Origin of the sequence: Chitinophaga pendula (assembly GCF_020386615.1) — a bacterium.
Taxonomy (GTDB): Bacteria; Bacteroidota; Bacteroidia; order Chitinophagales; family Chitinophagaceae; genus Chitinophaga; species Chitinophaga pendula.
In genome coordinates, this window is sequence record NZ_CP077769.1 from 230930 (window position 1) to 242945 (window position 12016).

The window sequence follows — 12016 nt, forward strand, 5'->3', positions numbered from 1 at the left end:
TACTAATATTTTTAGTTATTACTAATTATATTAGTAATTAGGTGAGTAAGTGACTGACAATTAATAATATATGGATAGGCGAGGGTAAAGGCATACTGACAGCGGACAAACTTCGGGTAGGGTTATTTTTATCATGAAATAGAACATAATTCACCTGCTATGTGTAATAACTATAACACTATAGAACAGGGAAATAGTCATTTCAACTAAAACTATTTTCTATGAAAAAACCGGACTATCTGACAGAAGTAATATTCCTGATCCTGCTGCTCATCCCCATGGTCTACCTGGGATTGATCTGGCCTTCACTACCGGAAATATTACCGTCTAACTTTGATGCTGAAGGAGCACCCCAACGTATCGGAAGCAAGAACGATTTTCTCCTTGTCATGATCTTTCTGTTCCTTACAAACCTGCTGCTCTATTTCCTGTTCCGCTACCTTCCCAAAGAAAGCGATACAGACGTCTCCATAGCAGCATCCTTCCACCGTAAATATTACCGGATACGCTGGCTCATCCACCTCTATCTGGCCCTGTTTACCTGCATGATCATATTTATCGTCAGCCAGGGAAGACCCCTGATCATGGAACGGTGGGCGTTCGTCGGTGTCGGCGCATTGATCGTCGTCTTAGGCGGTTACCTGCGCAGACTGGAACCCAATTACTTCGTAGGCGTCAGAACCCCCTGGACTTTGAAGGATGATAATATCTGGAAACAAACACATGCCATGGCAGGGACCCTCTGGCTATGTACCGGCATCGTGATCATTGTAGCGGGCTTCTTCCTGCCCCTCGTTACCGGCGTATTCCTCATTATTGTAGTAGCAGCACTGCTCGCAGCACTGCCCTATATATATTCTTTCCGCCTCGACAACGAGGATAAAGGGTAAAAGAGATACCATATTTTAGTATGTAGATTTGGTTGACACAAAAAAAGGTCCCGGCTGATTACCGGGACCTTACTTTTATGTAGAAAGTGATTTGATCATTACTTATATCCAACCTCTGCCTAAAGCAGCACGGAACGGCCAGGGGATCATCAGCAACAGCACCAGCAAAGCCAGGCCGAAGAAGATCAACGCCTTCTTATGCTTCGCCGCATCAGTAGGCGCCTTTTTCACCTTGGAACGCCCGATATGAACCAACACCAACGCTACCACCGCCAGCAACACGTGCTCCAGGGAAAAGAAACGCAGCGCAGGATCTTTCATAGCAGCACCCATATTCGCACGGGCAGCCGTTACCAGCGGACTGGTGAAATAAACTACCAGACCTATCAACAATTGAAGATCCATAAAGATCAGGAAGAAAAGACCAGCCTTATTGTCGGCAGCAGCAAAAGGCGCATTACTGCTAACCCCCTTCCATGCACGAAAAACAGCCCAAAGAGCAGATAACAGGATCGCCCATCTCAATACAGAATGTACTAATAGCAACGTATCGTTCATAATATCAGATTTAACCGCAGCAAAAATAAGCCAAGCCGCGCAATATAATTTGGTAATTCCAAAAATTAATTGCTAATTTTGTTAGTATAGTACTAAATAATTTAGATTATGTCAGTAGTATGCCAGAATCTTAAATTCCTGCGCAAGCAAAAAGGCTGGACACAACAGGAGTTTGCCGATAAACTAGGTATCAAACGCTCCCTCCTCGGAGCCTATGAAGAAGAACGCGCCGAACCTCGCACCGAAGTACTCGAACAGGTAAGCGATATGTTCCGCGTCTCTATAGATGACCTCCTCCGAAGAGACCTCTCCTCCCCGAAGGAAAGTTTCCTCGAAAGAAGACGCCAGCAAAAAATGGGCAATAGCCGCCAGGCCATCGAATTTGTCCCCGTGAAAGCCGCCGCTGGTTACCTCGCCGGATATAATGACGACGAATTCATCGAAGAACTCAACACCTTCACCCTCCCTATGCTGGGCGCCGGCAACTACAGAGCCTTCGAAATAGCCGGAGACTCCATGTTACCCGTTACCTCCGGCTCCGTCATCGTCTGCCATAAAGTAGATGGTTGGGAAGAGATCAAAAACAATGAAACCTATGTCGTAGTCACCAGCAGAGAAGGAATCGTCTTTAAACGTGTCCTCAAAAGCAACCGCACCAAGGGTAAAGTGACCCTCGTATCCGATAACCCACAGTTCGAACCCTACTCCGTCGGAATGGACGAAATACTCGAACTATGGCAATCAGATGCCGTCATCAGCAAATCCGGCCAACAAAGCCGCCTGAGCGTAAACCACCTCGCCGATATGGTCAGCCACCTGCAAGACCAGGTAAGCATGCTCAAGAAAAAAATGAAGAACTGACACACTCATTTACGCCATTCTACTCAACAATATCATCCTTGACAACAACCCCCTAATGCAATGAATCCGGGAGGACCCAACAGCCCTCCCGGATTCATAATGTCATGCCCATACATCTAGTGATAGATCGCCGCCGCCACCCGGAAAGTGTTGCAATGCGCATTCACAATATCCCTGATCCGCGTAGAATAACCTCCTCCCATCGCCACCGCACATGGTATGCCCTCCCTCGCCAACGCTCGGAACACTAACTCATCCCGATGCATACAGCCCCGCTCCGTCACCCGCAACTTACCATAGCGGTCCGTCGCCAGTATATCCACCCCAGAAAGATAAAAAACAAAATCAGGCCGCACCCGCTCCAATAACACCGGCAATGCCTCCTCCAACAATCCCAGGTAACCCGCGTCATCCAAACCATCTGCCAATGGAATATCCCAATCCGAAACCTCCTTATGAAAAGGATAATTGTGCGCCCCATGCATACTAAAAGTATATACCCGCGAATTATCAGCAAATAACGCCGCCGTCCCATTCCCCTGGTGCACATCCAGGTCAATGATCAACACCTGCTGCGACAACCCCTGCCCCAACAGGTAATTGGCCGCAATAGCAAAATCATTCAATAGGCAGAACCCTTCACCACGATCCGCAAAAGCATGATGCGTACCACCAGCCACATTCAGCGCCACCCCGTGTTGCAAAGCATGCAAAGCACAGTCGATCGTACCCCGGCTGATCACAATCTCCCGTAACGTCAATGCCGGCGACTGCGGCAGCCCGATACGCCGCTGCTCCTTATCACTCAACGTCTGATGCTGTAACTTATGCCAGTAAGCGGCATCATGTGTCTGTAAAATAATAGCTTCTTCCAGCGGTGCCGGCTGCCATACCTGTTCCGCACTGATCACTCCCTCCCGCAGCAACTGCGCAGGGATCAATTCATATTTTACCATGGGAAAACGGTGCCCCTCCGGCAACGGGTGTGCATATATAGGATCGTAGGCAATAAACATGGTGTAATCACTGAAATAAATAAATGATCAATTACCACTCACCTGGATCACATCCTTATTCGCTATCACAAATACCGTCTCATCCTCCTCCGGTGTGATCATCGCAAGTCCGGTAAACTTACCAAACGCCGGCAACACCGCACAGTGCCGGCCAAAATAAAAACAGGGCAGCCGTAACCGCTGGCGCCCCTGCCCACTCACCGCCATACCAGGATGTATATGCCCCGAAAAAGTATATACTTCCCCATCACCCTCATCACAGGGCTCATGAATAAAACGAATATTACCAATGGTCAGCTCATCGTGAAGTTGTACAGATAAAGATGCATAAAGTGCAGCCGGTAATATATCATGATTACCCTTCACCAGCTCAATACGCAATTGCAGGAATTGCCGCCGCCATAACCGGAAATATTCCACATCATTGTTGGTACTGCTGTGAAACATATCCCCGACCACAATAACACGCTGCGGACAATAACGGGTGATCAGCTGCTGTAACTGGTATAGATCCTCCTGTATAATATTGGCAGGTACCGCAATACCCGCCTTCCTGAAATGTGCCGATTTACCCAGGTGAAGATCCGATACGATCAACGCTTGCTCTTCCTCCCAATAGATCGCCTTACTGGCTAATAACCGCCACTGCTGCTGCTTGAAATGAAATACCACTTCCTCCACGTCCTGCTTGTTTTTTTAAAGAGGCACAAAAATAGGGATTAATCTTCGGTCAGTTTGTTCAACATCTTCTTTACACGATCCTCCAGCTTCTCACTGGTAAGATTCTCCCGCAAACTATCCACCTTGATCGGAAAACAAAACGGCGTTAACTGATCCGGCTCCGTAATAACGATCCGGCCATGATAGATACGCTCCATCGTCTCCCGCAAACGCGCCTCCTCCATCTGGTAAAAGAATGCCTCATTAAAAGCTTGTCGCAACAACAGGTTGTGCGCATCATAGTCCTTAAACACATTGAATAACAAAGATGCCGACGACTGCAGATGCCGGTTAGCCTTCTGCTTACCAGGATACCCCTGAAAGATCAGTCCGGCGATCACCGCAATATCGCGGAACTTACGCCTCGCCATCTCCGTAGCATTCACACTGGTCTGCAACTCTATATGTAATCGCTCCGTACTGAACAACTCCCGCACATCCTCCGCCGTAACAGGAATAGGCTGATCACTCAGCAACTCAAAGCCATAATCATTCATCGCAAAAGAAAAAGTAATAGGCTGCCGTTGACTGATACGGTACGCCAGCAATGCAGCCATCACCTCGTGCACTAGCCGCCCCTCAAAAGGATACACGAATAGGTGATACCCGTCCCGCGTATGGATCTTTTCAATCAGTAACTCCTGGTCAGTAGGAATATGAGATAACTTTTCCTGTAAAGCAAATAATGGTTGTAATACCAGCAACTCTGGATCAGTAGTATCACCCGACAACGCTTCATTGAACTTCCGCCGCAGGATCTTCCCCAGGTTAGCCGACAACGGCATACGCCCACCCATCCAGCTGGGCACCGTCGCCCGCTTCACAGAAGACTTACGTACCAGCACCGTCATATCCTTGATCATCACAAATTCCAGTATACGCCCCGCCAGCCCGAATGTATCGCCGGGCTGCAACCGCGCAATAAACCATTCCTCTATCATCCCGATATAACCGCCGCCCATAAACTTCACCTTCAGCATCGCATCACTGACAATCGTACCGATATGCAACCGGTGCCGTAAAGCCAGCATACGACTACGACAGATGAACAGATCCCCTTCCCGCTCCAGCTTCTTGAATTCATCATAACTATATAACGCTTCCCCTCCCGTCGTCAGAAAAGATAGTATCCACTGCCAATCCTCCGTCGTAATATCACGGTAACAGAAAGTACCCTGCACCTCCGCAAATATCTCCGCCGCATAAAAACCGTCAGAGATACCCAGCGTCATCAGGTATTGCAACAATACATCGTATGCTAACAACACTGGCATCCGGCTTTCTATCATATCTTCCCCCATAGCAGCCTTCAAAGCAGCAGCCTCTACCAGCTCCAGCGAGTGAGTAGGCAGAAAATGTATACGACTCACCGCACCGGGCTGATGACCGCTACGCCCCGCTCGTTGAAAAAAACGCGCCACCCCCTTCGGACTGCCCACCTGTATCACCGTATCCACCGGGCGGAAATCCACCCCCAGATCAAGACTGGCAGTACATACCACCAGCTTCAGAATACCAGTATGTAAGGCTTCTTCCACCCATATCCGCAACTCCATGTCTATAGAACCGTGATGTAAGGCAATAGCGCCTGCCAGCTCCGGACATTGCCGTAATATCTCCTGATACCATATCTCCGATTGGCCGCGTGTATTGGTAAAGAGCAGCGTCGTCTGACTCTCCATGATAATAGGCAATGCCTTGTAAAGCAACTTCGTACCCAGATGCCCCGCCCACGGATATTTTTCGATCTCATCAGGTAATATACTCTGCAGGTTGATCTGTTTCTGCAGCTTCGCCCGTACAATCACAGAACGCTCATCCCGCTCTCCAAGCAGCACATCCAATGCCTCCTCCAGATTGCCGATCGTCGCCGATATTCCCCACAACTTCAACGGCGGACGACCTTCCTTTCTCGCTAATCCCTTCAGCCGCGAAAGTGCCAGCTCTATCATCACTCCGCGTTTACTGCCCAGCAGCTCATGCCACTCATCCGCAACGATAGTATGTAAGGTCTTAAATACTTTAGGATACTCCTTTTGCGCGATCAACAAGTGAAGACTCTCCGGAGTGATGATCACAATCTCCGGCATCTGTTTCTTCTGCGCCTGCCGCGTCGCCATAGGCGTATCACCATTACGTAACCCCACCTGCCAGGGAATGCCTAGCTCCTGCAATACCTCCTCCATTGCCCGGCCAATATCTTTGGCGAGCGCACGCAACGGCGTGATCCATAATAACTGTAAACCGTTTTTGGTCCTTTGCTGATAATCCTTCGGATGTGCATCGATCCAGGCGATCACAACAGCAAGAAAAAGAGAGTAGGTCTTACCATAACCGGTAGGAGCATTTACAAGGCCGGAGCGACCTCGCTGATAATGTTCCCAGGCTTCCGCCTGAAACGCAAATGGCTGCAACTCCTTGGCCGCAAGCCAGTCCGTGATCACTTTCCATCCTTTCGTCATAAGCTATGAAATTACACCAAAATGGAGAACTTTCCCCATTTCACTACTTTTGCGCCATGTTAGCAAAGTTTTTCAGATTGGAAGAAAACCGGACCACCGTCCGTAAAGAGATATTAGCCGGATTGACCACCTTCTCCACCATGGTGTACATCCTCGCTGTCAATCCCATCATACTGTCCACAACAGGCATGGATTTTCAAGCTTTGCTCACAGCCACCGCACTATCCGCCGCCGCCGGCACACTGGTCATGGCATGCTATGCTAAACTGCCGATAGGCCTCGCACCCGGCATGGGCCTGAATGCCTTCTTCGCCTACACCATCGTCGCCGCCATGGGATACGACTGGCGTTTCGCCCTCACCGCCGTCTTCCTCGAAGGCATCATCTTTATATTCCTGTCCCTATTCCGCATACGCGAAGCCATCATCGATAGCATCCCCGAAAATCTTAAACATGCCATTTCCGTCGGCATCGGCTTGCTCATCGCGCTGATCGGTATGGCCAACGCAGGCATTATCCAGACCGGTATGCGACACGTCGGCGATGGCAAACTGGAAGGCGTCATCCTCAAAATGGGAGAAGTAACCGCCGCCGGCCCCCTCATCGCCCTCATCGGCATAATCGTTACCGCCGTACTGATGTACAAAAAGGTCAATGCCGCCCTCCTCATAGGCATTCTCGCCGCCACCATCGCCGGCATCCCCTTCGGCCTCACTCACTGGCCGGAAAATGGCAGCCTCGTGAGCTTACCACCATCCGTAGCCCCCATCGCGTTTCAACTGGAGTTCGACAAGATATTCACATTGGACATGGTAGTCATCCTGTTCACCTTACTCATGGTAAATCTCTTCGATACCGTCGGTACCCTCATCGGCTTGTGCAACAGAGCCGGACTAATGGATGCCAATGGCAAACTGCCCAGGGCCAAACAGGCACTGATGGCAGATGCTGTAGGTACCACCGTAGCAGGCCTCATGGGCACCAGCGTAGTCACCGCCTACGTCGAAAGCGCCAGTGGTATCGCCGCCGGCGGCCGCACCGGCCTCACCGCCCTCACCATCGCCGGCATGTTCCTCCTGTCCCTGTTCTTTGCACCCCTGTTCGCCATGATACCTCAAGCAGCCACCGCACCAGCATTGATAATCGTCGGTATGCTCATGATGACCGCCGTCACCAAGATAGACTTCAACGACGTAACAGAAGCATTGCCGGCATTCCTCGCCATCGCCATGATGCCTTACTCCTACAGCATCGCAGAAGGTATCGTTTTCGGTATGTTGTCTTATGTATTACTGAAAGTATTAACAGGGCAATATAAAGCCATCAGCCCCATCATGTATATATTGTCAATATTGTTCATCATGACCTTCCTGATCAAATAACCGGCTTAAGCTCCCGTAGCAACACCTGCTCTTTCCCTACGTCCAGCCGGTGCATCACGCCGCACTTAAGCGCATAGTTGTTCTTCTGATGCCCGGTAGGGAAATCAAAACATACAGGGTACCCGAAGTCACGTACCTTATCCAGCACAATCTCATACAGATTACGGCCAAACTCCTCACCGGGATCATCCGGCCTGATACGGTTAAAACCGCCAATGATCAATCCCGCCAGGCTATCCAGCTTGCGGGAACGTTGCAGATTGCCTAGCATACGGTCCAGGCTATATAGGTATTCACCCACCTCTTCGAGAAATAAGATCTTACCAATCGTATCTATCTCCGAATTCGTAGACGCAATACTCTGCAACATAGATAAGTTACCGCCTACCAGCAACCCGCTGGCACTGCCTGGCCGGTTATTGGCATGCACCGGCGCCGTATACTGCATCACATCGCCTCGCAACGCCCGCCGGATAGAAAGGATCGTATCCTGCACAACAGCATCCGCTTGCTCAAAACTATCCGGAAAACTATTACACATCTTGGAATGGATCGTCGCTACACCAGTATGCCGGTGTATATGACAAAGCAACGCCGTAATATCACTGAAGCCGATCACCCATTTCGGATGTTTGGAAAAAATAGTAAAGTCCAGCCGATCCAATATACGCGCACACCCATAACCTCCACGGGCACACAGAATAGCCTTGATCCCGGTATCGTTTAGCATCGCCTGCAAATCTTGCAAACGCTCCGCATCAGTACCGCCAAAGCTGAAATCTCGTTTGCCAATAGTATTACCCACACGAATGGTGAACCCCCAGCTTTGCAGAAGACGGATCGCAGGTTGTATCTCCTGATGCGTAATATAACCGGCAGGAGAAGTGATGCCGATGGTATCACCGGCAGATAAATAAGGGGGAATAAGAGGAGAACGGGAAGGCGCAACAGCAGGTGCCGCCGACGCTAAAGTACCGGAGAAGGGGAGAGCCAGACCTGCTCCCAGCATACGGGATAAAAAAGATTTCCTGTTCATAACAGGAAAATAGGCATTATTTGCCAATCATCCATAGCCACCTGCACGAACAGGTGACCATGGAGAAATATCGCATCAAAGATCAATCACCTGTATCTTACCCTCTAACATAACTGGTAACAATACACGATGATGCTTCGCATCATAGTAAAAATCCGCTGGCCCCGCAATAACCGGCAACGGCACACTCACCACAGCCCCACTGCGGACATCGATCTTTTTCAACACACCGGCCACCTTTTCAAAAGATCTCCAGTCAGAATACACCAGCGTATTTTTATCAACTACCGCAAGTCCGTCAAAAATACCACTGTCACTACCAATACGGCTATACACCGCTTTGCCTGCCTGCCAGCTGATAAAACCTATTTCGCCATCACCGCGCGCCCCCATCGTGTTAATGTACAACCGTTGCTGATGCGCTTCATAAGATAATCCGTTCGTCATCGGCAGCGTAACACCAAGATCCTTGATCACCGGCGTAGCGCCAAGCTGTACCTCAAACACTTTGCCCAGGTCGCTGGCGGTAACAAAAAGCGTATGCACATCCTTTGTCACCACATCATTCAGAAAAGAGGTCTTATAGGTACTGAAGTCGATGGTAGCTAACGCTTCACCGCTAGCCAGCGAGATCGCACGGATCTTATCCACATCCGCTACATACAACACCCCTTTGATGATAGCAGAACCTTTGGGTGCATCCAGTGGCGTTTTTGCAATATTGGCAGAAAGGACCTGCCCGTCCGCAGACAACTGGACGATCGCGCCGTCACCGTCTTTTACCGTCGGCTGCATAGCAGCGCCTATATCAGATACATAGTAATATTTACCGTCAGAAATGACGCTTTCCGGATGCCGGAGAGCAGTAGTAAGATAGGAAACCTTCGTTTGCGCAGATAACTGGGAAGTGAGCAGTAAAGATATGCCAGCCAATAAGACTTGAACTTTCATGTTGTATAATTTTATACAAAAGTAAAAGTCCGGTCAGCCCCGCTGATAACGCTGAAAGCTCAAAAAATTGCTCTTTTGGTCCGGATACTGTTAGGCGTAAAACCATACGTCTGCTTGAAGATGCGGATAAAATGCGGCACATTGTCAAACCCGCATTGTAAGGCTATATTAGCCACCTGCTCCTGTGTGTTCTGTAATAACATATGCGCATGTTGCAACCGCTGCTGCGTAATCCACCTACGGGGAGAACATTGATACTTTTCCTGGAAATCCCGCTTGAAAGCAGCCAGACTACGATGAGAGAGACGGGCCAATTCTCCTATGGTCACCGGCTGGAACAAATGTGTGTGCACCACATGATCGATATCCGCCGGCACACGATGCGCTATCTGCTGCAAAAAAGGCAATATCGTTGCCTTATAAGGAGCCGATACAAGTAACAATAATAGCTCCTGCAGCTTTAATGCCTGAATAGCCGGGAATTGCTCCGCCGGCCGTTGCAGATACTCCAGGTACTGCTTCCGGAAGGTCTCCAGCAAGGAGCTCATCGGTAGCTGCAATTGATCCGGTCCCGCAGCTACAGGCGCCGCCGGCATCAAGTCATACTGTACCAGGAAATTACGCAGTTGCTCATCCGTACAATGAAGCAACACCGCTTCATACATCCCCTCCTCCGGCACCACATCCGACATCACATACACACCGCTTTTCATGATCATGAACGTGTTACTGTCCGCTTCAACCGTCCGCTCACCAAAATGCAACACCTTACGACCCCGCTGAATAAACAGGATCATATGTTCCGTGAGATATACCGTCTTGCGGTGGGACGTGGTACTTTGCTTGTAAATAGCAGGGGTCGGACCAAAACCTTCCATCGGTACAGGGATGCCATTCGTTAATGCAGGATATCTGAGCATAGCCTAAAGTTACGACTTCTTCCAGCCGTATGTACAGGCTGGCTTGCTTTTTGCACCCCTCCCAGTAAAAGAAAGGGCTATGAAACACATATACTTACTGTTATGCAGCCTCATAGGAATGGCAGTTCAATCAAATGCTCAGAGCGCCTGGCGTATAGAACCGGGTAAATATATTGGTAAGACCACTATCGGCGCCACCGGTGAAAAACTCAGTCAACAATTAGGCCGCCCCGATGGAGGCGATGCCGCCATGGGAAAAGCATGGTCCATCTGGTACGGTCGCGATAAAAATAAACAGATAGATTCCGCACATTACCTGGCCGTATACCTCCAACGCCGCCACCCCGATGGCCCAGATATGCTCATCAAACAGATCAGGATCAATACCACTTCGTTTAAAACATTGGTAGGCATAAAAGTAGGTACACCCCTCCACGGCATAAAACGCGCCTTCCCCTATCTCAAACAGGTCGCCGTATACGAAGATACCCACACCGGCAAACGGATCACACTATATGACGACAAGAAAAGAGGGATCGCTTTCGAGATGACCGGCGACGCTAATGCCGCCAATCCAATCTGCTCCGCTATCACCGTTCACCAGCCCGGCGCCGGTGTCGGAGAAGAATACATCTCCTTCCCCGCATACGATCAATACAAAAAGATCGAATAATATAGCAGACCTCTCAGGTCAGCTTATGCGTAGTCTTGATCACAGAGATCACAAATGAACTTTTCATATGGCTGATATTGTCCACCTCACCTAACTTGTTCACAAAAAAAGCCTGGTAATCATCCATATCACGCACCTGTATCTTTAACAGAAAATCCGACTCCCCCGAAACATTCAGACACTCCGTCACCTCCGGAAAACCAATGATCTCATTAATGAACTTGCCTCCGGCCTTCGTACCGTGCTCCTTTAGCGTGATATAACAAAGCACCGTCAACCCCCGGTTGATCTTCCGCGGATCTACGATCGCCGCATACTGCTGTATCACCCCCGATTGCTCCATACGCCGGATACGCTCATACACCGGCGTAGTACTCAGATGCAGCTGCGCCGCAATATCGCGGATCGTCATCTTGGCATCCTCCTGCAATAACCGCAATATATGCATGTCCTTCTCATCCAAACTGATCGCCTGCCCTGCAGGTTCTTCTCTTTTAATACCCCAAACCATAGTATTTCAGCATATTGTTCTGTAAATAGGTGCTAA

General features: G+C 49.5%; 12 protein-coding genes. 4 read left to right on the forward strand and 8 right to left on the reverse strand.

Annotation, left to right across the window (positions count from 1 at the left end; all coding sequences use genetic code 11):
• Positions 1 to 221: 221 nt before the first annotated feature.
• A complete protein-coding gene (locus tag KTO58_RS00840; protein WP_095841209.1) occupies positions 222 to 890 on the forward strand; it encodes an SdpI family protein in 669 nt (222 codons plus the stop codon).
• Positions 891 to 992: 102 nt separating this feature from the next.
• Here KTO58_RS00840 and KTO58_RS00845 read toward each other — a convergent pair whose 3' ends face one another.
• A complete protein-coding gene (locus tag KTO58_RS00845; protein WP_095841208.1) occupies positions 993 to 1448 on the reverse strand; it encodes a hypothetical protein in 456 nt (151 codons plus the stop codon).
• Positions 1449 to 1556: 108 nt separating this feature from the next.
• Between KTO58_RS00845 and KTO58_RS00850 the strand changes: the two genes are divergently transcribed.
• Positions 1557 to 2309: an XRE family transcriptional regulator gene (locus KTO58_RS00850; RefSeq protein WP_095841207.1), complete on the forward strand. Its 753-nt coding sequence runs from the start codon at positions 1557 to 1559 to the stop codon at positions 2307 to 2309.
• A gap of 116 nt (positions 2310 to 2425) precedes the next feature.
• On the opposite strand, the gene KTO58_RS00855 is transcribed toward KTO58_RS00850, so the two are convergent.
• Genes KTO58_RS00855 through KTO58_RS00865 form a run of 3 tightly spaced genes read right to left on the reverse strand, consistent with a single transcriptional unit; the run spans position 2426 to position 6507 of the window.
• Positions 2426 to 3325, reverse strand: a complete 900-nt coding sequence (locus tag KTO58_RS00855) for a histone deacetylase family protein (RefSeq protein WP_095841206.1) — start codon at positions 3323 to 3325, stop codon at positions 2426 to 2428.
• Between the two features lie 27 nt (positions 3326 to 3352).
• The gene (gene pdeM, locus KTO58_RS00860; RefSeq protein WP_198315061.1) at positions 3353 to 4006 is read right to left on the reverse strand and encodes a ligase-associated DNA damage response endonuclease PdeM; all 654 of its coding nucleotides are present in this window, start codon (positions 4004 to 4006) and stop codon (positions 3353 to 3355) included.
• A gap of 38 nt (positions 4007 to 4044) precedes the next feature.
• Positions 4045 to 6507, reverse strand: a complete 2463-nt coding sequence (locus KTO58_RS00865; RefSeq protein WP_095841205.1) for a ligase-associated DNA damage response DEXH box helicase — start codon at positions 6505 to 6507, stop codon at positions 4045 to 4047.
• 56 nt (positions 6508 to 6563) lie between these two features.
• Between KTO58_RS00865 and KTO58_RS00870 the strand changes: the two genes are divergently transcribed.
• Positions 6564 to 7889 carry an NCS2 family permease gene (locus tag KTO58_RS00870; RefSeq protein ID WP_095841204.1) on the forward strand — a complete coding sequence of 442 codons (1326 nt, stop codon included), beginning with the start codon at positions 6564 to 6566 and terminating at the stop codon, positions 7887 to 7889.
• Here the strand turns inward: KTO58_RS00870 and KTO58_RS00875 are convergent.
• The 3 genes from KTO58_RS00875 to KTO58_RS00885 form a co-directional block, all read right to left on the reverse strand.
• Positions 7882 to 8925 carry a S66 peptidase family protein gene (locus KTO58_RS00875; protein ID WP_095841203.1) on the reverse strand — a complete coding sequence of 348 codons (1044 nt, stop codon included), beginning with the start codon at positions 8923 to 8925 and terminating at the stop codon, positions 7882 to 7884. The two genes, KTO58_RS00870 and KTO58_RS00875, sit on opposite strands and share 8 nt — an antisense overlap.
• Before the next feature lie 75 nt (positions 8926 to 9000).
• Positions 9001 to 9876 carry an SMP-30/gluconolactonase/LRE family protein gene (locus tag KTO58_RS00880; protein ID WP_095841202.1) on the reverse strand — a complete coding sequence of 292 codons (876 nt, stop codon included), beginning with the start codon at positions 9874 to 9876 and terminating at the stop codon, positions 9001 to 9003.
• Between the two features lie 59 nt (positions 9877 to 9935).
• Entirely contained in the window at positions 9936 to 10796 is an 861-nt protein-coding gene (locus tag KTO58_RS00885; protein ID WP_095841201.1) for a helix-turn-helix transcriptional regulator, read from the reverse strand.
• A gap of 79 nt (positions 10797 to 10875) precedes the next feature.
• Here KTO58_RS00885 and KTO58_RS00890 point away from each other — a divergent pair, with 79 nt between their 5' ends.
• On the forward strand, positions 10876 to 11469 hold the full coding sequence (locus tag KTO58_RS00890) for a hypothetical protein (protein ID WP_095841200.1): 594 nt from the start codon (positions 10876 to 10878) through the stop codon (positions 11467 to 11469).
• 13 nt (positions 11470 to 11482) lie between these two features.
• Here the strand turns inward: KTO58_RS00890 and KTO58_RS00895 are convergent, their stop codons facing one another.
• On the reverse strand, positions 11483 to 11980 hold the full coding sequence (locus KTO58_RS00895; RefSeq protein ID WP_095841199.1) for an Lrp/AsnC family transcriptional regulator: 498 nt from the start codon (positions 11978 to 11980) through the stop codon (positions 11483 to 11485).
• Between the last annotated feature and the right edge of the window lie 36 nt (positions 11981 to 12016).